This is a genomic window from Coleofasciculus sp. (assembly GCF_046565525.1).
GTDB lineage: Bacteria > Cyanobacteriota > Cyanobacteriia > Cyanobacteriales > Coleofasciculaceae > Coleofasciculus.
In genome coordinates this window covers 1-21629 of the sequence record NZ_JBKHUP010000115.1, presented here as the reverse complement: position 1 = coordinate 21629, position 21629 = coordinate 1, and the positions used below count along the sequence as shown (strand labels likewise).

Annotated in this window: 23 protein-coding genes; 14 read left to right on the top strand and 9 right to left on the bottom strand. The window is 45.4% G+C overall.

What is annotated here, in order from left to right:
- The first annotated feature begins 100 nt into the window (after positions 1-100).
- The 6 genes from ACLGGO_RS29460 to ACLGGO_RS29435 all read left to right on the top strand — a co-directional run bounded on the left by ACLGGO_RS29460 (position 101) and on the right by ACLGGO_RS29435 (position 5860).
- Positions 101-235 carry a plasmid mobilization protein gene (locus ACLGGO_RS29460; RefSeq protein WP_446421976.1) on the top strand — a complete coding sequence of 45 codons (135 nt, stop codon included), beginning with the start codon at positions 101-103 and terminating at the stop codon, positions 233-235.
- A 1345-nt stretch (positions 236-1580) separates the two neighbouring features.
- A complete protein-coding gene (gene gltD, locus ACLGGO_RS29455) occupies positions 1581-3068 on the top strand; it encodes a glutamate synthase small subunit (RefSeq protein ID WP_446339423.1) in 1488 nt (495 codons plus the stop codon).
- 321 nt (positions 3069-3389) lie between these two features.
- The gene (locus ACLGGO_RS29450) at positions 3390-3605 is read left to right on the top strand and encodes a hypothetical protein (RefSeq protein ID WP_446421975.1); all 216 of its coding nucleotides are present in this window, start codon (positions 3390-3392) and stop codon (positions 3603-3605) included.
- On the top strand, positions 3592-3798 hold the full coding sequence (locus tag ACLGGO_RS29445; protein ID WP_446371174.1) for a hypothetical protein: 207 nt from the start codon (positions 3592-3594) through the stop codon (positions 3796-3798). Before ACLGGO_RS29450 ends, ACLGGO_RS29445 begins: the two co-directional genes overlap by 14 nt.
- A gap of 40 nt (positions 3799-3838) precedes the next feature.
- Complete coding sequence (locus ACLGGO_RS29440) at positions 3839-5683, top strand: AAA-like domain-containing protein (protein ID WP_446421974.1); 1845 nt, start codon at positions 3839-3841, stop codon at positions 5681-5683.
- Between the two features lie 6 nt (positions 5684-5689).
- Positions 5690-5860, top strand: coding sequence for a hypothetical protein (locus ACLGGO_RS29435; protein ID WP_446421973.1), 171 nt, complete (start codon positions 5690-5692; stop codon positions 5858-5860).
- Here the strand turns inward: ACLGGO_RS29435 and ACLGGO_RS29430 are convergent.
- The 5 genes from ACLGGO_RS29430 to ACLGGO_RS29410 all read right to left on the bottom strand — a co-directional run bounded on the left by ACLGGO_RS29430 (position 5815) and on the right by ACLGGO_RS29410 (position 9096).
- Positions 5815-7113: an ABC transporter ATP-binding protein gene (locus ACLGGO_RS29430; RefSeq protein WP_446421972.1), complete on the bottom strand. Its 1299-nt coding sequence runs from the start codon at positions 7111-7113 to the stop codon at positions 5815-5817. The two genes, ACLGGO_RS29435 and ACLGGO_RS29430, sit on opposite strands and share 46 nt — an antisense overlap.
- Positions 7114-7341: 228 nt before the next feature.
- Positions 7342-7701, bottom strand: coding sequence for a DUF5615 family PIN-like protein (locus ACLGGO_RS29425; RefSeq protein ID WP_446335777.1), 360 nt, complete (start codon positions 7699-7701; stop codon positions 7342-7344).
- Positions 7679-8062, bottom strand: coding sequence for a hypothetical protein (locus ACLGGO_RS29420; RefSeq protein ID WP_446335776.1), 384 nt, complete (start codon positions 8060-8062; stop codon positions 7679-7681). Before ACLGGO_RS29420 ends, ACLGGO_RS29425 begins: the two co-directional genes overlap by 23 nt.
- 298 nt (positions 8063-8360) lie before the next feature.
- Positions 8361-8915: a tetratricopeptide repeat protein gene (locus tag ACLGGO_RS29415; RefSeq protein WP_446421971.1), complete on the bottom strand. Its 555-nt coding sequence runs from the start codon at positions 8913-8915 to the stop codon at positions 8361-8363.
- 37 nt (positions 8916-8952) lie between these two features.
- A complete protein-coding gene (locus ACLGGO_RS29410; protein ID WP_446421970.1) occupies positions 8953-9096 on the bottom strand; it encodes a hypothetical protein in 144 nt (47 codons plus the stop codon).
- A 385-nt stretch (positions 9097-9481) separates the two neighbouring features.
- Here ACLGGO_RS29410 and ACLGGO_RS29405 point away from each other — a divergent pair, with 385 nt between their 5' ends.
- Positions 9482-9685 (top strand): hypothetical protein, encoded by a 204-nt coding sequence (locus tag ACLGGO_RS29405; RefSeq protein WP_446421969.1) that lies wholly within the window; start codon positions 9482-9484, stop codon positions 9683-9685.
- 66 nt (positions 9686-9751) lie between these two features.
- On the opposite strand, the gene ACLGGO_RS29400 is transcribed toward ACLGGO_RS29405, so the two are convergent.
- Positions 9752-12130 carry an NACHT domain-containing protein gene (locus ACLGGO_RS29400; RefSeq protein WP_446421968.1) on the bottom strand — a complete coding sequence of 793 codons (2379 nt, stop codon included), beginning with the start codon at positions 12128-12130 and terminating at the stop codon, positions 9752-9754.
- A 571-nt stretch (positions 12131-12701) separates the two neighbouring features.
- Between ACLGGO_RS29400 and ACLGGO_RS29395 the strand changes: the two genes are divergently transcribed.
- The 5 genes from ACLGGO_RS29395 (at position 12702) to ACLGGO_RS29375 (ending at position 14535) form a co-directional block, all read left to right on the top strand.
- Positions 12702-12986 (top strand): hypothetical protein, encoded by a 285-nt coding sequence (locus ACLGGO_RS29395; RefSeq protein ID WP_446338520.1) that lies wholly within the window; start codon positions 12702-12704, stop codon positions 12984-12986.
- A gap of 88 nt (positions 12987-13074) precedes the next feature.
- Positions 13075-13323: a DUF1816 domain-containing protein gene (locus ACLGGO_RS29390; RefSeq protein ID WP_446338519.1), complete on the top strand. Its 249-nt coding sequence runs from the start codon at positions 13075-13077 to the stop codon at positions 13321-13323.
- Between the two features lie 269 nt (positions 13324-13592).
- Positions 13593-13910, top strand: a complete 318-nt coding sequence (locus tag ACLGGO_RS29385) for a hypothetical protein (RefSeq protein WP_446421967.1) — start codon at positions 13593-13595, stop codon at positions 13908-13910.
- A 93-nt stretch (positions 13911-14003) separates the two neighbouring features.
- Positions 14004-14201, top strand: coding sequence for a hypothetical protein (locus tag ACLGGO_RS29380; RefSeq protein WP_446421966.1), 198 nt, complete (start codon positions 14004-14006; stop codon positions 14199-14201).
- Between the two features lie 40 nt (positions 14202-14241).
- On the top strand, positions 14242-14535 hold the full coding sequence (locus tag ACLGGO_RS29375) for a DUF1830 domain-containing protein (RefSeq protein ID WP_446338516.1): 294 nt from the start codon (positions 14242-14244) through the stop codon (positions 14533-14535).
- 59 nt (positions 14536-14594) lie between these two features.
- Here ACLGGO_RS29375 and ACLGGO_RS29370 read toward each other — a convergent pair whose 3' ends face one another.
- Positions 14595-16610, bottom strand: a complete 2016-nt coding sequence (locus tag ACLGGO_RS29370; protein WP_446421965.1) for a protein kinase domain-containing protein — start codon at positions 16608-16610, stop codon at positions 14595-14597.
- A 242-nt stretch (positions 16611-16852) separates the two neighbouring features.
- Between ACLGGO_RS29370 and ACLGGO_RS29365 the strand changes: the two genes are divergently transcribed.
- Positions 16853-17527, top strand: a complete 675-nt coding sequence (locus ACLGGO_RS29365) for an FHA domain-containing protein (protein WP_446338514.1) — start codon at positions 16853-16855, stop codon at positions 17525-17527.
- A gap of 6 nt (positions 17528-17533) precedes the next feature.
- Positions 17534-19591 (top strand): mechanosensitive ion channel domain-containing protein, encoded by a 2058-nt coding sequence (locus ACLGGO_RS29360; RefSeq protein WP_446421964.1) that lies wholly within the window; start codon positions 17534-17536, stop codon positions 19589-19591.
- Positions 19592-19746: 155 nt separating this feature from the next.
- Here the strand turns inward: ACLGGO_RS29360 and ACLGGO_RS29355 are convergent, their stop codons facing one another.
- Together ACLGGO_RS29355 and ACLGGO_RS29350 are read right to left on the bottom strand one after the other, a co-directional pair.
- Entirely contained in the window at positions 19747-20409 is a 663-nt protein-coding gene (locus ACLGGO_RS29355) for a hypothetical protein (protein WP_446421963.1), read from the bottom strand.
- Positions 20410-21093: 684 nt separating this feature from the next.
- Positions 21094-21629 (bottom strand): tetratricopeptide repeat protein (locus ACLGGO_RS29350; protein WP_446421962.1); only part of this gene is annotated, 536 nt, incomplete at its 5' end.

Below are 21629 nucleotides of genomic sequence, written 5' to 3'. Positions count from 1 at the left end.
TGCGGCTTTGCTTTGATTTTGTATTCAAGAACTAGCATTGAATCGACCTCTCAATGTGCTTTTTCCATTATAGTAGAAGTGTGGTCAATTGTGTGTACCGATGAAAACAGAAAGACTAGATATCAGATTAACTAAGTATGAAATGCAACAACTAAAGGAAGAGGCTACCAGGCGGGGAATGAGCAAATCTGAGTTGATCAGAAGCTTGATAGCTCGTTTAAGAACACCTTTGTAATTTGGTCATCTACGTCCCTCCGATGACCCGCCTCATATCCCACGCTTAAAAGACGTGGGTTTTACGGCGCTTCTATAAGTTATTCGTCTTATGTCCTTTGTTATACTTACTCCCTTTTAACTGCAACTTGGTATCAGTCGTGACGGCGTAATCCTTCCCTGATTGATACCCAAATCATAAAACTGCTTTTTTGTCAAATCAGCCCCTGAACAAGTCCTGAAAATTGGGTCGTTGGGGTATGCTTGTATTATTTAAGTTTTGGCAACGCTAGAGAGAATAAATAACGCCTTATTAAGGCTTTAAAGCGTTTTTGCCATAAAAATGCTCACAATAACCCAAATTATCCTAAAACACAAAACTTTATAAAGCATACTACACCCCAAACCCAACGTCAAATTAGGCTTTGCCAGCGACTTCATCAATCAAGCCCCAAGTCCGCTTATCTTTGGAAAATTAAATCAGAAAGCTTAAATTAAAAAGTTTTCTTTATGTAAGCGTCCATCAGGGACAATTCCTCAACTTAACCCGCCTGAATAATGTGAGGAGTCAGCCGCCAGCAAGAGTTACAGGCTTTTTGAGGAGGGAGTGCGATCGCGAAGACTCCCTGAGCACACTGACAATTTCTGCAAAACCCCGTGGAAACTTTTCAAGTTGCACAGAGGGAAACTTTCCCAACAACAAAAATTAGCTGTCCAGCAGTTAAACAAAGGAAAACCCAACCCAAACAACCCACTAAACCAGCCCTTTAATCTCTATTATTTAAACAACAGTTCATCTTTGCCAACATTTAGCTAAAGCTGACATCATTTCCAGTTGTTTCCAAACTCTATAAACTTTTCGTCCAAAACCCTTAACCCCTCTGTGTCCCTGGAGCGTAAACCTCCGCATCCCTGGAGCGTTAAAAAAATATATAGACTTCCGACACCAACGAAACGGGGGTTACTTTATAAAAAAATGTGAAAATATGAAACCCTAGAAGCAATTATTTTGTATCCTATCTCTAGCCGTATTCAATGAGAACCTAAACCTGAATGAATCCTAGCCACTGAACCGCAGCCAATCTAACCTTTTATTAAACTCAACCTGGCATTTAAACGCCAAAATGATTGACAAACCGTAACAAAGACTACAAAATATCTCTGATTTTGACTTTTGACTTGGTACAGATGTTGCTTTTAACGTCTCTAGACAGTCTTCCATCCGCTTAGTTGGTCACAAGCCACCGTCAACAACTGATTGGTGAGGATTTGCCGCCAAAATAGTCTAGGGACTTCATCACCATCGCCAATTTACCGAATGACACCTTAGCCACAACTATACCCTACTCTAAACTTGAGACATCACTATGGGAAAACCAACTGGCTTTATCGAATATCTGCGCGAATTACCCTCAGAACTGCAACCCGACAGTCGCATTGGCAACTGGGACGAGTTCCATCTGCCCATGCCGGAGGAAAAACTCCAAACTCAAGCGGCGCGGTGTATGGACTGCGGCACACCCTTTTGCCATACCGGAACCCTGATCAAGGGCATGGCAAGCGGTTGCCCAATCAACAACCTGATCCCAGAGTGGAACGACCTAATTTATCGAGGTCGATGGCGCGAAGCACTCGATCGCCTACACAAAACCAACAACTTCCCCGAATTCACCGGTCGTGTCTGTCCAGCACCCTGTGAGGGGTCTTGTGTCCTGGGTATCCATAACCCACCCGTGACCATAAAAAATATCGAATGTTCGATTATTGACAAAGGCTGGGACGAAGGTTGGGTCGAGCCCGAACCCCCAACCAAGCGCACCGGGAAAAAAGTCGCGATCATCGGTTCTGGACCGGCTGGACTCTGTGCGGCTGCCCAACTCAATAAAGCTGGTCATTGGATCACCGTATTTGAACGGGAAGATCGTCCCGGCGGCTTACTCATGTATGGCATCCCTAACATGAAACTGGACAAAAAGCAAGTCGTCCAGCGTCGCCTTGACCAACTCGAACAAGAAGGGGTGAAGTTTATCTGCAACACCGAGGTAGGTAAAGACTTCCCCACCGAGAATCTACTCAAAGAATTTGACGCCGTAGTCCTTTGTACAGGCGCAACCAAGCCACGGGACTTACCCATCGAAGGACGGGAGTTAAAGGGTATCCACTTCGCCATGGATTTCCTCACCGCCAATACCAAAGCGCTTTTAGATAACAGCAAAAACGGCAACTTTATCTCAGCGCAAGGCAAAGATGTGGTGATTATCGGCGGGGGTGACACGGGAACCGACTGCGTTGGTACTTCCCTGCGTCATGGGTGTAAGAGTCTAGCGCAACTGGAAATCATGCCCCAGCCGCCCCTAGAACGCGCCTCCGACAACCCCTGGCCCGAGTGGCCCAAGATTTATCGCCTGGATTACGGGCAGGAAGAAGCGGCGGCAAAGTTTGGCGCTGATCCCCGTTTCTATCTCACCACCGCCACCAAGTTTGAGGGGGATGAGGAAGGACATGTGAAAGCGGTGCATACGGTAACAATCGAGTGGCAGAAAAACGACCAAGGTCGATTTATTCCCAGTCCGGTTCCAGGTACAGAAAAGGTGATTCCCGCCCAGCTTGTCCTCTTAGCGATGGGGTTCCTCGGACCCGAACAACCTCTGCTGGATGCCTTGGGCTTAGAACGCGACGCCCGGAGTAATGTAAAAGCCGATTATGGGAAGTATGCCACCAGTATTCCCGGTGTCTTTGCCGCCGGTGACTGTCGCCGAGGTCAGAGTTTGGTGGTTTGGGCATTCAACGAAGGTCGAGGTGCTGCCCGTGAGTGCGATCGCTATTTGATGGGGAGTACAGATTTGCCGTCTTAATGCTAAAAGGTTCCAGACGAGTCATGGCGCCTCTGGAAGATGGGGCGGGCATTGGTGTCAAGTTAAGGTTAAAACCCTGACTAAATAAGAGCTCCCCCTTTTTAAGGGGGACTTTGAGGAATCTTTTGTTCCTCCGTCCTCTGCCGACAAAGACAACTACAATTAAGTAACTGGACATAAATTCTGTACACTGTACTAAGAAATGCTAAGGAGTCTCAAATCTTTACTGTTCCCTGTTAAGAGTTACCTAATCTCAACCGTTAACTTTAATTTTGTCTGACTACTGTCTGACTACTTATGAATAAGGGCGGGTGAGAAGATTTGAGAGCCACCACCTTGATGGAACTGGGTTTTAAGTTCTATGATGCCTTACATCTGGCTTTTGCTGAAGCGGGGGGCGCTAATGTTTTTCTGACTACCGATGACAGGCTGCTGCGAAAAGCTCAACACTATAGAGATTCAATCAACGTAACGGTAGAAAATCCCGTGATTTGGTTGATGGCAACTTTACAGGAGGATAGTAATGAAATTAGCTGAATTGAGAAAACAAGGATATCAAGCTTTAGTTGACTCTTTAGGGGTGGTAGGAATGCTCCGCTTCCTGCAACAATTGGAAGTCGGCTATGGAGATTACACGGTCGAGCGACACCAGTGGTTGGATGAATTGACCCTCGCTGATTTTCAGAGCTACGTTCAACAAAAGAAAAGCCTCAAGGGTGAGGAGTTATAATTCTGCCGTTACAATTTATTTATGACTGTTTCTCAGGATAATGGATCAGCAAGAGTTCACCAACGCATTTACCAAACTCACACCGCGACAAAAGGAAGTTTTACAGCAATTTGTCGCCGGAAAGAATGATGGAGAAATTGCGGCGGAACTCTGTATCTCTCAAGGAACAGTGCGGAAACATATCCAGAATATATGTCAGATATTTGCCCTAAACAATGACGAAGATAAAGGATCATCTCACCGTTCTAAGTTAATTACTGCCATTGCTCACAATTTACCCCATTTAATCCCAGGGGATACTCTGGCGGCGACGAATCAGCCTCAGGTTATCCTGAGTTATCATTGTGGAAATGACCCCGATAAAAGCCTTGCTACGCAATTAGAAACGGCGTTAACTGCCCAAGGGTGTCAAGTTTTCATTGCCAATGCTAGTCGCCGCATGGCAACCCAGGGATTGCAGCAAATTTATACCGAATTAAACCGTTGCGATCGCGTGGTGTTTTTATTGTCCCCTCTAGCCGCGTCTAGTGAGATGATGACGGAAGAGGTGCAGTGGGTAAAACGGCGGCGGGATCAACATCCAGAGGGGAAACCTGCTATTTTAGCCATTCGGATTAATTGCCCTTGGACATTACTCAACCATGACTTACGCGGTTATCTCAAAGGAGTGTCCCAGCAGGAGTGGCGATCGCATGAGGATACGCCTGTTGTGTTAAACTCAGTCCAGGATTGGCTCTGTAGTGATCAACCAACCGTCACGACACAGGGCGATCAAACATCCTCGACGTTTTCCAGTCCCTATTCCCTAACCCCCAATCATCCCCCTCAACCCGTCGCTGAACCAGAATTACCCCGAGGACAAGTCGAATTAGCCTCGGCGTTTTATGTGGAACGCCCTGGTGTTGAAAAGCGCTGCTATGAAGCGGTAGCTAAACCGGGTTCCTTAATCCGGATTAAAGCGCCGCGACAAATGGGTAAAACTTCGTTAATGGCACGTATTTTACATCGGGGAACTCAGCTTAATTATGCCACAGTTCCGTTAAGTTTTCAATTAGCGGATAGTAGTGTTTTTAGTGATTTAGATCGTTTCTTGCAGTGGTTTTGTGCAGTGATTACTCTAGAACTGCAATTACCCGATCGCTTGGATAAGTATTGGAGTAAAACCTTTGGGAGTAAGGTGAGTTGTAAGTCCTATTTTGAGCGGTATTTATTAGCAACGATTGCGACACCCTTGGTGTTAGGGTTAGATGAAGTGGATCGGGTGTTTCATTATCCTGAACTCACGGCTGATTTTTTTGGCTTATTGCGATCGTGGCATGAAGAGGCGAAAAATCGGGAAATATGGCGTAAACTGCGATTAGTCGTGGTGCATTCGACGGAAGCCTATATTCCCATGGATATTAATCAGTCTCCGTTTAATGTAGGATTACCGATTGATTTACCGGAATTTGCAGCCGAACAAGTCCAAGATTTAGCCCAACGTCACGGATTAGCTTGGGAATCCAATCAGGTGGAACAATTAATGGCAATGGTTGGGGGTCATCCCTATTTAGTAAGATTGGCGCTGTACGCGATCGCACGTCAAGAGATTACTTTAGCTCAACTGTTGGCTACAGCACCAACTGATGCTGGATTGTATGGCGATCATTTGCGGCGACTTATGTGGAATTTATCCCAACATCCTGAATTAGCTACTGCCTTAAAGAAAGTAGTTACGGCTGATTATCCCATACAATTAGAACCGATGCAAGGATTTAAGTTGCACAGTATGGGATTGGTGAATCTGCAAGGGAATGAAGTGAGTCCCCGGTGCGATTTGTATTGTCAATATTTTCGGCTGCGTTTGAATCGTGTTCATGATTCTTCACAAATTGACAATGGATAATGAACAATGGATAATGACCTCTCCTTAAAAGAATATGGGTGCAACCGAAAAGATAATAGTGAAACCCGCCCCTACAGAGGTGTCATGGCACGTCTCTACACTCACGTTGCGCCACATACCGTGAAAATCAGCTACTTAGACCGAATGGCTTTACCCGTTTTATCGTCAAAAAAATGAACTTTATCGGCGTTAATGGATAACCACAGTTGATCGCCAACTTTGACGAGATTATCAGCGGGAATTCTGGCTTGTAACCTAGTTTTTCGATCTAGTTTAGCTAATAAATAGGTATCATTTCCCAAGGCTTCGACTTGTTCAACGTTTACCGATAAGTTTTTGGGGGCGGGAACACTTACGGTTAAATGTTCGGGACGAATTCCCAGGATTAAAGAACGTCCATCATACTCTTGCAGAAAGGGTTGCCAAACATCTGGAAGCGTGAGCCGAAATTGGCGATGCTGAATCAGTAGGGGGGCTTTAATTTGAACGGGAATAAAGTTCATCGGGGGTGAACCGATAAATTCGGCGACAAACTGATTAGCGGGGTGATTATAGAGTTCTAGGGGAGGGGCGATTTGCTGAATTTCCCCCTGATTCATTACTGCGATGCGATCGCCCATGGTCATGGCTTCGGTTTGATCGTGAGTAACATAGAGGGTGGTGGTGCCTAATTGTCGTTGTAAGCGCACAATTTGACTGCGGGTTTGGGCTCGGAGTTTGGCGTCGAGATTGGAGAGGGGTTCATCCATGAGGAAAACTTGGGGATTCCGGGCGATCGCGCGCCCTAAGGCGACTCGTTGCTTTTGTCCCCCAGATAGCTGTTTGGGGAGTCGATTCAGCAGAGGTTCAATTTGCAGGAGTTTGGCGACATAGTGAACTTGGTCATCAATCGCCCGTTCGCGATCGCAGAAATAACGCCATCCTTTAGGGAGCGATCGCGTCATCCCAATTAAGGCATTTTCGACCCAAAGCGGCATCTCGGTGGTAGGCTTTTCGTAGGCTAATCCCAGGGTTGTCCGCCGTAAGCCAAAGGCAATATTATCATAGACATTCAGGTGCGGATAAAGGGCATAATTTTGAAACACCATGGCGATATTGCGGGCTTTTGGGGGCAAATCATTCACCATGCGATCGCCCACCCAAATTTTCCCGCCGGTTAATTCCTCTAATCCCGCAATTACCCGCAGCAGGGTACTTTTGCCACAACCCGAAGGACCCACCAATACCATAAACTCGCCATCATGGACTCTCAGATTAATTCGCCGTAAAACATTCGCGGTTCCCGATGAGGGAGGGGATGAATCAACGGCTACCAGTGGCGCTTCATCGCTAGGTGTGAGCAAGGGTTCTGTCGTCACAGGCGCGACAGTTGACCCCTCCTTGCGACTAGGAAAGCTTTTGTAGACGTTTTCGAGAACAACCTGGGACACGATGGTGACTGGGGATGAGCGACAGTGATAGAGCTAACTATACTATTATGTTCGTTTGCGTCATGAACTGAAGCCCTGAACCCAAGTCCTCGGTGAGAAGCAGGTTATCAAACTGGGTTCGTAGTTGGTACTTTAGTACCATCAGCGCTGGCATCGCTGACTACAAACTCTAAACTTGGAGTTAATTTTTTCATCTGCGATCGCCAGGATTTTTCTCGGTTTAGCCATTCAGTAGTTCCATTGATTGAGAACAATGAATTGATTTTCCAAAGTATAGCCTGCTTGTTCAAGGTTCGCGATCGCCTGAACAATGGCTTGATAACTCATATTTTTGGCAATATCAGGATTTTGGAATACTGCCAAGATACCGGGATGCACGGGATTAGCTTGATGAAGTTCCTGAAAGTCATCGCAGTTACGGGTTAGTAACACTCGCCTTTGTTGTCTAGCATAGTTGAGTACCCTTAGATCCGCTTGACCCATCAAATCTGCTTCATTCACACTCAGCACATTATGACCGACTTTTTGAAGTAAATTGACCAAGTATTTTGCTTGAGAATCTTCATCAAGGAGTAGTCGTAGGCTCAAGTGAAACTCCTTTTTCTTCTAAACGATACCGTTCCTCATCGGCTTCTAGCTTGATCAGATCCCGATGACTTTCGCAGTAATGGATCACTTCATAGATTGCAGCTAGAGGCAAATCCCAATTTTCTGCGGCTTGTTCTAGCGTCATTTCATTGACAATCTTATCTTGCCAAACTGTTGAAGCCAGGAGTTTGCGTCCTTTTATGTAAAGTTGGCGTCGCCACGGATGGGGACGTGCTACCAGATAGTACCAGTTTTCCTGTAGGCTGCTATCTTCCAGGGATTGAATGATCGCACTGATCAGGGCGAGGCGATCGATTACAGATAATTGGTTAACCTGTTCTTTGATCTCTTGCAAAGACATAGAGATACTCCGACCCATGCTGGTGTCTATGTACAACTAGATCTAGTTTATCCAAATACGCGATCGCTCTGTTCATTATCGCTGGTTATTGCTGAAGTTAGTAGCTTTTATCCTGTAGGGTGGGCAAACGTTATCAACTTGAAAATGCTGATGTTATCGTTTGTGACGTTTGCCCACCTCACGGTAACGTGGGATTTATTATTTGTGTGGCAAGATTTCAGGAGAGGGACAGTATCAGATAGATGAGGAAGGGCGGGTTTTGCCTTTGAGGTTATCGGTAAATACCCAAATTAAACGGCTAAACTCGCCCTAGCTGCTGAAGTACTTCGTTCAAGCAATTAGATCCAATTGCGATTTGGCGTTGGTCATTGAGAGTTTGGCTGATTTCAACTACCTGTTGGAAAGCTTGGATAGCTTCATCAAGCCGTCCTTGCTGTTGGAATACTCTACCCAAGCAGTTGAATCCTATTGCCAATGAGCGTTGATCATCGAGAGTTTTACTGATCTCAATCCAACGTTGGAAAGCTTGGATGGCTTCATCAAACCGTCCTTGCTGTTGGAATACTCCACCTAAGCAGTTAAGTCCAATTGCCAAGGATTTTTGGTCATTGAGAGTTTGGCTGATCTTAATCTGACGTTGGAAAGCTTCGATAGCTTCATCAAACCGTCCTTGCTGTTGGAATACTCTACCTAAGCAATTGAGTCCAATTACCAATGATTTTTGGTCATTGAAAGTTTGGCTGATCTCAATCTGACGTTGGAAAGCTTGGATGGCTTCATCAAACCGTCCTTGTTTTTGGAATACCAAGCCTAGACTATTGAGTGTTATTCTGAGACTATATTGATCGCCCAATGCCTCTTCAAGAATATAGCAACGCTGGAGGATAGCTTCAGCACAGATTCAGCATTGACACAAATGGAGTCAAACCCGCCTCCGCCAAGAATTGCCGACGCGATCGCTCGTTACTGAGTTCGGGAATGTCTTTGAGGAGTGCAATTAATTGTCTCCGGTCTTCCTCTTTTAGGTTAATCATTTATATCTGGGCTAGAGTAGGGATTATTAGGCGATTATTTCAATCATTTTAACGGAGATATTTTACCTTTGTCAGTAAGCCCCACTACCAGATAAGGATTTCAAAGTTCTGTCACAAAGCTACTGTCCCTTACAATGGACTAAAACTATTATCCAATTGTCTTGATAGACTTGCCACCAGATAGTGCTAGTTTTCAGGCAGGTTGGTATCTTGCCCAGACTTGCAGGTACTCTAATCAATGCTGGTGTCTATATACAAGTAGATCTAGTTTATCCAATTGCGCGATCGCTCTGTTTATCTGAAGCAAAAGCGACTACCAGTGCCTTGGCTTGGATACCCAAAATTCCGATCAACTCTTATAATATTTAAATGCATTAGCAAATCTGTGCCGATTGAGCAAGAACCTGTCCTGCGGGAAGATGGGGGAAATCTTAGTTCAGTCTTGCACTATTTCCTGACTGAACACCGCCCACTATTCGATGAATTACAACACCATTTACGTTTTGTTGTTCCTGGATTTAAAGGATTAACTGTAAAAGCCCGTGTAACCCACGGATCGGATTGTTCAAGGTTCGGTTTGTGTCGCTAAATAGACAAATAATAGAATAGAGTTTTCATTTTTTCGCCTCGGCTGCGATTAACAATGACAAATAACTTATTCCCGATACACAAATAACTCGTCCTCAATGTGTTGCTGCACTTGAGTATTGAGATCATCAGCGATGGTTAGACAATCCACCAATAATTGATTGGCGTCATAATAATCCCACAGCGATTGCCTCTGGCTGCTGCTAAACTGCCAATCATGTTCCCCATGTTCATGTTGTCCTAGGAAAAAGCGAAGTTGTTCTATCCAAGAGTGACGATGATTAAACCACCACGAGTTCAACATCTTCCCATTAGATTGAAACTGAAACACCGGATGGAGTAAAGTTTTTAGCGATCGCGCTAATTGACTCAGATGCTCAGGATCAACCGCTAGGTTAAATGCGAGACTATACTTCAAGGTGGCATTCAGGATTAACGCCCGGTATAACGGCACAGGCAAAGACGCCGGGGGCAAATAATCCTCCGCCTTAAACGCTAAGGCTTCCAGTACTGTAAAGTTGGCGTCTAACGTTTGGGCTAAAGACAAGCAGGAGGGTAATTGCTGTAACGGTGACGGTTCTAGGGGTTGATCAAGCAGATAGGAATTGAGTGTCTGGGCTAACGCTTGATCCAAAATTACAGCCAGGGCAAAATTAAAGCCACGCACGGCGGCTGGCTTGTGGGATAATGGGCTAGATTTGGAGCGATGGTCTATCCAGTTAAGGAACTGCACTAATCGTTGATCCGATATTAATACCTGATCCACCCTTTGCTTTATTCCCTGGATTAATCGTTCCGGGTGGCGCAAGAGGGCGGCGGTGAATGGAAAAACCTGCCGCCAAGATTGTTCAGTGAGGTGGGTGACTAATTCCGCGATCGCCTCCGGGTGCTGAGCCAGTTTTGTGGTAAACTCCCTAGCGGTGAGGTATTGCTGAACACTTAAATTCGCAAAGGAATAAAGTCGCCGCGATCGCTCCACCCATACTCCATGATCACATTCAATGGCTTTCACAATCCCTTGACTCTGTATCTGTAAGCTGACAGGATTAACGTCTTGATAATCCGGCAGGGTTTGCAGATACTCACCAATATAATGTTCTACCTGAGATTGGCTAAAACAATACTTCTGTTGAGTCAACGTCACTGAAGCCACTTGATCCAACAATTGCCACCGATTCACCACAGACAACGGTTGCTCAAGGGAATCTCGCTCAACTCCTTTGGAATAATCCCATTTGTGCAGCAGAATCTCCAATCCTTCGTGAACCAGTCTAGCCTGTTGGCGAGGAAAACGGGATTGGGAGTGGAAGACATGACAGATGAAACTGAGTAATAGAGGCGTTTTCGCCATGTCCTTAATCGCCCGGTTTTCTGGATAGTCGAGTTGGGTAATAAACTCAGCCGCTTTCCCTAACCCCTTCTCCCAATTCGCACCCGCCACCGCCACAAAGTACTTCTGGGAAAACTCACGGATTTGAGTGGGTGTCCAATCGGCAAGTTCCACCTCCGTAAATCTGCCAAACCGATACAACTCAGCCCCAGTCCGACAGGTGATCACAAATCGATTATTATAGTAGCGCTGACAGAACCATCGCAGTTTGTTGAACAGGGAAAAACGCCGAGAGGGGGCTACCTCATCCCAGCCATCGAGCAAAATGAGGAGTTTCCCCTCCTGGAGTAAGGTTTTCACTGTTTCCCTAGAAACCCCACAATCGCTAAGCTCTTGGCAGATATAATCCAGTAAACTCAGCCTATTGCCATCTTCCACCAACGCCCTTAATTCAATATAAATGGACACCTGATCCGGGGCAAATCGACCTTGATGACACTGAGTCGTCAGATACTGCAAAAATGTGGTTTTACCCGTTCCCGTTTTCCCCCATATCATTAGGTGCCTCTGTCTTGTCAATACCGCCATTGCCAACACTCGTTCCAGAGCGGTTCCATCCGGATTCAGTCCATAACCCCTATCCCAATTCACCTGAAAATGTCGTTGCCAATCCCCCAAGTCAAGCCAGCGTCGGTTGGGGATATCCTGCCAAACCTCCACATCAATATAGATATCCTTTAAGGAAATCGGTTTAGGCAAATCCCATAACGGCACAGTACTCGATTGAGTCTCAAGTTTATCCTGGTAGCAGGAACGAATAGTCGTCACTAAGGTGTTGATGTCAACAGGCTGGTTCTCCGCAGGATTGATGGGTTGGAGTAGCCTCTCGTCCAGAACCTGAATCGCCAACTTTTGCCAGGATAAATCCAGTTGCACGCAAATCTCTATGAAAATCCGTCGCTCAACAGGATGACCTGCGAAAAATTTACTGATGGATAGGCGAGTCTTAACACCAACCTTTTTCGCCAGTACCTGATGAGTCCACTGTTTCCGCGCCATCGCTTCTTTGGCTTGGACAATGCCCTGTGCATTTGCTGAAAGGGATCGTTTACCCATATCACACCTCCACCCTTGTTTAACTACCGATTCAGCGATGGCATCCTGTTGGGGAGGTTCTGAAAAAACTGTAACGCACTTATACAATAATTTCTTTATTGATGTTGAATGGACGCGACAAAGTGCATCTCAACATCAAATTGGGTTCTCCTAAACTGGCTTAACTGGCATGACTGAATTGGTACTCGATGAACCTCAATGCGATGATCTCATTTTGCCCTACATATTGAGGTAATAGATAAAAAACACCCAAAATCATACCAACTAATACATATTCACAACAAATCTTAACACTTTGTGAGTCTATTATCCTATAAATTAGGGTCAATAGACTCACATTTTAGATTGACATAAGGTGTTTGTTGTATAGTGTAGTATTCAAAAAATAAAACTACTTTTAAAAAACACACAAACATAATGAACGCAAACATTTTTTATTTAAATCATACAAACTAAAAAACCAACCTATAACAATCTCTTGACTAAATATTGGGATCGTGTAGTCTGTAAATAAGATATAAAAAACACGAGTTTTCAATATTTGAAAAGTGATAAGGTAGGTTTTCCTAAAATGCAAATCTTACAACAGGTAAGCTCTTCTGACTCACCCCAAGCCCAAATGAGTCGCTTAACGTATGGGTTTACCTATAAAATATCCCAGGAGCTGGAAGAACAAATGCTCCTGATCAAGATTTTCCTAAAACTTCTGGAAGACTCCCAACAACACCTGAGCCACGCTCAACAGTTAGAATATCTCCAGATGATTCAAGACTCGGTGCAGCAAATGACTCAAGCCTTACACGAGATGATCGAGGATTTTGTCACCGAAACCGCTCAAGTAGGGGCTGCTGAATAAGTTTTAGGGTAAGGGAAATCTGGGGTATCTGGGAAAGCCAAGGTACTTACAACAGCCGTCCGATAGCATTGAAGGAGATGATCATGAAATGAACTTAAAAAAAGAAATATCTTTAGAAATATTGTCCAAACTGGGATTAGCTTATTGGCTAGAAATCATTACCGATCATCCCTGGTGCATTTACTACTTTGGTCCCTTTGATACCGTTCAAGACGCTGAATCATCCCAGCACGGTTATCAACAAGATATCCTTGAAGAAAGCGCCAAACTCATGAGCGTAACCATCAAACAATTTCATCCCAAAAATTTAACTATTTGCGACGATGAGCCAGCTTGACAATTGAGCAAACCTAAAGTTGGCGGGAACAATTACAGTTAACGGTGGGGAACTCGCTGCCCTTGAGACGCAAGCTACGTCTTTCGTATTTTGTAAAGGTTTGAGGCGTTTTCACGAAACTCAATCTAGTTAACTTGATTTCCCCAAACCTACTCAGTTATTTCCCCAACAATATTTTCATGGATTCAGTAATTATCCTTACTGAGTTGCCATAAACTATGGTAATAATTCCTCAATCCAACTAGCTTAATCGATTTGTAAATAGAACCATGTCTAATAATGTAGACCTCAAAAACAGCCTGTTTAAGGTCATTCAAGAAGAAATTGACAATGCCTTAGACACTTATCCTGAAAAGTTTTGCCAACTTTTATTTGACTATCCTAACTTACGCCAGGATTTATTGTTCTACGTTTTGTGCAAGTTATCCAATGATCCTCAAGTTCAAGCTGTTCAATCCAACCAACACCATCCTCAGAAGCAAACCTTGGCTTATTATTCTTTGGAGATGCGTTTAAAACTGGAATCGTATATTCAGGAGGGAATGAGTTGCCATTTGTCAGATCATGCTATTGGCTCAATCAATTAGTTGTCAATCCGACTTTGTTTGAATCCTGTTTAAAACCACCTTTTTGATCCGTGCAGACCTTTTTTGATCACCTCAGTTTAATAAAGTAATGTCATGGAAACCATCAACTATTCAATATCAATCTGTCGCCATTGTGGTCACTATCAACCTCAAAAAGGTTGGGGAGGTTACTGTCAACAACTAGGCGTATCCGTTAAAGGAAAATGGAAGACTTGTCCTTTGGCAATTTCCCCCTTTGCCACTTATTCTGAACAGTTCGATCAGGTTGACTGTGGGTTAACGCATCGATAACTTTATTTCCTCTATCCTGTTTCTTGTGGTATCACTTCCCATGATTAATTCCTTACCAACTGAATACACCAATCGAATTCTCTGCTACTATACAAATCCCAGCAAACAGATTCAGATCATTCGGATCACCGATATTCCCAATTGGCACTTTGATCGGGTGCTATTCCCCCAACAGCGCCTACTCTTTGAAGCCATTCCCTACGCTCATTTAGATGTCTATAAAAATAGAGTCGGCGCGGTGGATTTAGTGACTAAGATTCTGTGCGATTTCTTGCAAGTACAAGATCAAGCGGAACTTGAGTCTAAATCTGGATTATTTCCCTTGGTGTTATAGCGCTATATAGGATAAACGGTTTGGCTGTTGTTGACATTAAGGTTTAAATGCTAAACCGTTTATTTTTTCGCTTCGGCTGCGATTAACATGGTTGCAGCATATTCGTTATTGGGTTGAATTTCTAGCGCCTTTTTCAAAGACGCGATCGCGTCATCAAACCGTTCCAATTCCATATAGGCTTCGGCTTTGTTAATCCAGGCGTTGGCAGAATTAGGTTTAAGCTGAATAGCGCGATCAAGAACCGGAATCGCTTTCTCCGATTGTCCTAATAAAATCAAAGCAACACCTTGATTAATCCAAGCTTCGGCAAAATCTGGCTTCAGGGTTGTGGCTTTTTCGTAGAGGTTTAATGCTTCTTGGTGTCTTCTTAATTGATCCAACGCCGCGCCTTTACTCCACAAGGCTTCCGGATAATCAGGGTTAATTGCCAAGGCGCGATCGCACGCCTGAATCGCTTCAGTTGGACGCTGCTGGGTGTTTAAATCATAGCAGCGTTGCCAATGGGTTTGTGCAGTTGCTGTATCCACTTGGGGTTTTGGCGCAGGAGAAGCCGATGGAACAGGGGATGGTGTTGGCTGAACTTTTGTCGGCTTTTGCGCCACGGGATTTGGCGTCGGCGTTGTTGGTTTTGGGGTAGCCGAATTTTGAGTAACTATCGGTGACTTTTGAGGAGAAGGGGTGGGAGTTGTTTCCGGTGAAGTAGCTGGAGAGGTTGGTTCACCTGGTTTTGCTGTATCCGGGGTAGTCTTTTTAGACGTGGGTGAGTCTGAGTCTGAACTAGGATTCGTTGGTGTCTCATCCGTGGGGGAAGGTTCAGGGGATGATGCTGGCGATGGTTGAGTCGCCGGGTTCGCAGACTTGGAGGTTAACTCCTGAGTCTGATTCGTCGTTTGGCTGGTAAGCTGGGGAATCAGCAGCGTTGTCGCAACTCCAGCAGTTCCCCCGATAACGCCTAAAATTGCCACAACCCACCAAAGATTCAGCCATCGTTTAGGGGTTGAACCCGGTGTAACGATTGTGGGAACCGAACTCCCTGATGAGGGTTGGGAATTACGCCAGGTTTCGGGTAACTGAGTGCTACTTGTGTCTGATGAGGATGGGGTTGGAGAATCGGTTGGTGTCCAAATCTGGGTCGAGGTTTGTCCCGGAACCGATGCTGTGGTGTCTGAGGAATCGGGTAATCGTTGCGTCGTATCGGAGGATGGGATATCGCTGGATAGACTTTGCAGGGCGAACAGAGCTTCCGTGGCGGTTTGATAGCGATCGCGGAAATCATACCGGATCATCTGATCCAGAATCTCTGCCAAGTTGAGATTAACATGAGGTGCTAAATCCCGCCACTGGATTTCTCCCGTCTCCGGATTTTCCCGAAGCACTCTGGGATGAGTCCCGGTTAAGGCTTGAATCCCTAAGATACCTACCGCATACACATCACTACTAAACCGGGGTTGTCCACCTAACTGTTCTTTGGGAACATAGCCTTGGGTACCAATGGAAATGGTTAAATTGGTTTGTCCAGATTGGGGATGGCTAAATTGGGTGGTGACTTGTTTAACCGCACCAAAGTCAATCAAGACAATTTTGCCATCCTGTTGGCGGCGAATCAGGTTAGAGGGTTTAATATCGCGATGAATCACATTTTGCTCATGCACATAAGCTAAAACGTGGAGAATATCCTGCAACAGGGCTATCGTTTGAGATTCTAACCATTGCTGACCTTTTTTGAATTCCTGGGTTAGGGGATTGCCAAGAATCAATTCTTGTGCTAGATAAAATTCCTGATTTTCTTCAAAATGTGCTAGCAGCCGGGGGATTTGGTCATGATGACCCAGTTGATAGAGGACTTGAGCTTCGGTGTCAAACAGGCGTCTAGCGGTTTCTAGGCTAGCGGCGTCAGTGGTTTTGGGTTTAAGCTGTTTAATCACGCATTGGGGGTGACCGGGTAAATGTAGGTCTTGCGCCAGAAAGGTTTGACCAAATCCGCCTATTCCCAGTTGACTCTCGATTTTATAGCGTCCACCGAGGGGTTGATCCGTAGTCGTGGATTGAAATCGACGGAAAAGATTGAAGCTCATGCCCTACCGCTCTTTACAGGAAAAATGAATCCTTGACCTATTATCGTAATTATTTTTAAAGATATGATTTGGATAGTGACCCAATCATAGTTACCTTTGTCCAGATTTTTTTGCCGAATCGTTAAATCCAATACCCAAAGCGTTTGACGTAACAGCAGGCGTTGCGGTTTCGGTTTCGCCCAAAATATCTATAAAAAAACGGGAACCATTACTATAGCAGGTGTTCGAGGTCTACCAAGTCTATGTATATTCAATTAACCTGGGAAGACCCAGAAATGGGAGAAGTCAAGCGATCGCTACTCACCGCACCGATCGCGATCGGTCGAGAATTTGACCAGATGCCAGAGTATTGGGGGGGAGAGTCGGTGTCTCGATTGGAACTTGCCCACCCAGAGATCTCGCGGTTTCACGTCCTGATTACGGTGGAAAATAACCAGATCTATGTTACCGATCAACGCAGTGCTAACGGTACCTTTCTGAATGGGCGACCGCTGCGTCAAGCCAATCAACCCATTTCGTTTAAAGATACCCTACGGATGGGTCCTTATAAGATGACGGCAACATTACTCCACACCAATGACCTGAACGCCACCGCCCAGAGTCCCAACGTATCCAGCTTTACGCCGTCGATGAAGTCTATCCCCCAACAAAAAGTGGTGGTTTGGTCGATTGGGGTGGGCGTTCTACTTTTAACCACATTTGGGGCTTGGGCGATGGCTAGCACTATTTTAGAGCGATCGCGTCCTCAACCTTCGCCCACATCGCCCTCTAGCAGGGCATTCGTAGGGGCGAAGCATTTGCGCCCAGATGTCTCGGTTTTATGCCAAGAACCCAACGCAAATGCTTCGCCCAATCCCCATTCGCAGGGGCGAAGCATTAAATTTATTCAATTAGTAATGTCTACTATCCGGTGCTAAACTGTCATGCATTTAAATTGGGTATTAGTAGCGAGTAAGATGCTCCCCCGGCTCCCTCTGCTCCCTCTGCTCCCCCGGCTTCCTCTAAAACGTTGGCGGTTTATCCTGTTGGCGTTACTGACGCTGCTGCTGACACTCAACCCAGTTCCCACCTTTGCTCAGACTTCTCCAACGAATCGCAATGACAAAGCGCCTGTGGTGCTAGACGGTCGCGTTTTATTACAGGTGAGAAGTTTAAATAATAACTTTACAGCAGAAAATCGTGTTCGGCAGATCAACGAAGCGTTGGCGCAAGCGGTGCAATCGCCTAACCCTGTCCGCATTGAAGTGAATCAGGAGGAGGGACGGACAACGATTCTTTCCCAGCCCGGTTCACACCATCTGCTAACCGTGACAGACGGAGATTTGCTACCAGAATTCACCGCTTATCGGCAAGCCCGAATTTGGCAGGATATTCTGGAGAGGGCATTAGTACAAGCGCAATTTGAGCGATCGCCGGTCTATGTGCGTCAGGCGTTAGGCTTTGTCTTTGGGGCAATACTGATTGCGATCGCGATTCATCTTGCTTTACTGTTTCTAGGAAAATGGGCGTCTCATCGCTTAAGGGTATGGCTGGGACAACCTACATCCTCCTTTCACGCCTGGGAAGATCCGGCTCAATTCATGGTACGCCTTGCCCGACTGGGGTTACAGGGCGGATTATGGATCGCGATCGCTTATTATGTGACTGATTTGTTTCCCGCCAGTCGGATTTGGCGCTATGAGTTATTCGATTTTATCGCTAAGGTTTTTGGCATTCTCAATGCGCCAGTGATTAGCTTAGGCAGTAGTAAATATTCTGCCCTAGAATTGCTATTGCTTTTGGGCTTAACCATTGGCTTGTGGTTTGCGGTTAGTTCTCTCACCAAGTTGTTTAAATCCTACGTCTTAGCCCACACGGGGGCTGAACCCAGATTGCAAGAGGTGATTACTATCCTCACCCAGTATATTCTCACCTTTCTTGGATTCATTGTACTGTTACAAATTTGGGGTTTAGATGTTGGATCATTAACCATTCTTGCCAGTGTTCTCGGTGTGGGGATTGGTTTTGGCGTCCAGAATATTGCCAATAACTTTATTAGTGGGATTATTATTACCTTTGAACGCCCCATCCAAATCGGTGATTTTGTCAAAGTGGGTGAATTACTGGGAACCGTAGAACGCATCGGTGCACGCAGTACGGAGATTTGTACTCTGGATCAAGTTACGATTATCGTACCCAACTCCCGCTTTTTAGAGACTGAGGTGATTAATTGGAGTCATGGGAACCCGATTTCTCGGCTACGGATTCCTGTGGGTGTGGCGTATGGATCAGATATCGATAAAGTCCAATCCGCGTTACTCGAAGCCGTCAAAAATCATCCCGAAGTGCTGCTGCAACCGCCGCCTCAGGTATGGTTTCAGGGCTTTGGTGAGAGTTCCCTGGACTTTGATTTACTGGTGTGGACTGGAGAACCCAAGAAACAGTTTAAAGTCAAAAGTGATCTCAACTACCGGATTGAGGCATGTCTGCGCCATCATACGATTGAGATTCCCTTTCCGCAGCGGGATTTGCATCTGCGATCGCCTCAACTTGAAGAAATATTTAATCTGTTATTATATCGGGATGCATCGACATCTTCTACTCGATCAATTGAGCCAACTAATGGTGATCAATCTAATCATACTCCCATTTCTCAACCGCAAGACTCTCTCACTGTAGCGACTGAGATATCCGGAGCAGTTTCTCAGACAATCACTCCAGCCAAAACCCTAACCGAGACAGAACTTGAGGCTTTAGTTGCAGCGATGCGGGGTGCCGATGGTGTAGAAATAAAAGACCGCCGCGATCGGGGAAATCTTTATCCGCAATGCTTCATTGGTGCAGAAGCTGTGGAATGGTTAGCGCAGCGGATTCAGGGTTCTCGACAAGAGGCGGTTAGCATCGGACAAATGTTAATTGATAGCGGTATTATTCATCATGTTATTGATGATTATCCGTTTCAAGATAATTATTCATTTTACCGATTTTATCGGGAACTCTAAAAATGTAGGGGCTTGGTTACCCTGAAAATGTACGGGCTTGGTTACCCTGAAAATGTACGGGCTTGGTTACCCTAACAATGTACGGGCTTGGTTACCCTAACAATGTACGGGCTTGGTTACCAAGCCCCTACGCACCCAATCTCCCCCTCTCCCCATCACCCAGGAATCATCATACTCACAGTTTGACTCCAAGGTCCCGATTCCCCTTTTCTATTCACCCAGCGCAACATAAAATAAGCGATTTTTCCCACATCTTCACCTTTAAATTCCATCACATAAGGAGTGGCTGTATCTAACGCCACAAAGGTTAATTCCTTCGGATCAGTCGGCGGCGGATCACCAATTTTCACCCAAATTTCGCTACCCATTATGCCACTGGGTTTAGCTTTGCGGGTGGGTGTTGTTTCGTCTACAAAATGAATTTCTAGTTGATAGCGTCCTTTTGATTCGATGCGAGGAATTGGACGAGTTGTGGGTTCGCCCAGGCTACTGGATGTTGATTTAGAGACGGTGATGCCTAAACCTTGGCGCATGGCATCAGTCATTTGAGGATTAACCTGAAGTTGATTAACCAATTGACGCAATAAAGATTTATACTGTTTGCCGCTATCGTCTTTGTCTTGACGGGCACTTTCGGCAGCAGACTGAGCGGCAATATGGTGATTGTAAGCCGTTGTCCAGGTCGTTTGAGCGGTGGTAATGGATGTAATTTCTTCGGCAGTGAGTCCTAAATCGGTGAGATGATTAGTTAATGTGGCAATAAAGTTCCCTTGCCAATTATTGAAGTCAGCATCTGAGCGGGGCATATAGCTACTCATCTGGCAATTGTTCTCCCCAACAATAATTTGATTTGTCTATTTTAATTGATGGTTCAGAATTACGGTGTCACGGTACGTTGATACAATAGAACGGTTTCTAAGTACGGTGTCACGGTTCTTTGGTACGGAGTGATGGGACGTAAGTACGGAGCAATGGTTCTTGGGTACGGAGTGATGGGACGTAAGTACGGTGTCACAGTTTTTGGGTACGGAGTGATGGTTTTTGGGTACGGAGCGATGGTTCTTGGGTACGGAATAATGGTTCCTAAGTACAGGGGAAGTAACTGTAACTAAAAAGCTGGACACTTTTGGACATTGTTGGATATTTTGTCCAGGTGTTGTTGTGTTATAATGAACGCAAGCACCATTGTAGAGACGCGCCATGGCGCGTCTCTACATAATGAATGGCGCGTCTCTACATAAATGATGTGTCCTAACCGCTATGGCGCTTGCTATATCAGCGCCTTATACCGAGTTGCGTTCTATCATGTCATTGGAGAGCGAAGCGTGAAGCGCAGCTATAGCGTTAGCGAAGCGGTAGCGAGGAACGAGCGTCGGAACGAGCGTCGGAATCTGGACAGATGCTTCGCGTCACTCCGTTTCACGGAGCCTGCCCTCGAAGGTCGTGAAGGGTTCTGCTCAGCATGACAGATTCTACCTTAGACTGCAACTTGGTATTAAAACCTATTGATGCCATTGTTCGCGCATTCTTTGCAAATTGTCACGGACGGTGATTGTTTTCGGATGGTCATCTCCCAGCAGGCGTTTTCTCAACTCTAAGGCTTGCTTCAACAAAGGTTCGGCTTCACCATACCTTCCCTGTGATGAGTAGAAATTAGCCAGATCATTCAGACTGGTTGCCACATCAGGATGGTTATCTCCCAGCAGGTTTTTTCTCAACTCTAAACCTTGCTGATATAAAGGTTCGGCTTCACCATACCTTCCCTGTGATGAGTAGAAATTAGCCAGATCATTCAGACTGGTGGCCACATCAGGATGGTTATCTCCCAGCAGGTTTTTTCTCAACTCTAAACCTTGCTGATATAAAAGTTCGGCTTCATCATATCTTCCCTGTGATGAGTAGAGATTAGCCAGATCATTCAGACTGGTAGCCACGTATGGATGGTCATCCCCCAGCAGGCGTTTTCTCAACTCTAAACCTTGCTGATATAAAAGTTCGGCTTCATCATATCTTCCCTGTGATGAGTAGAGATTAGCCA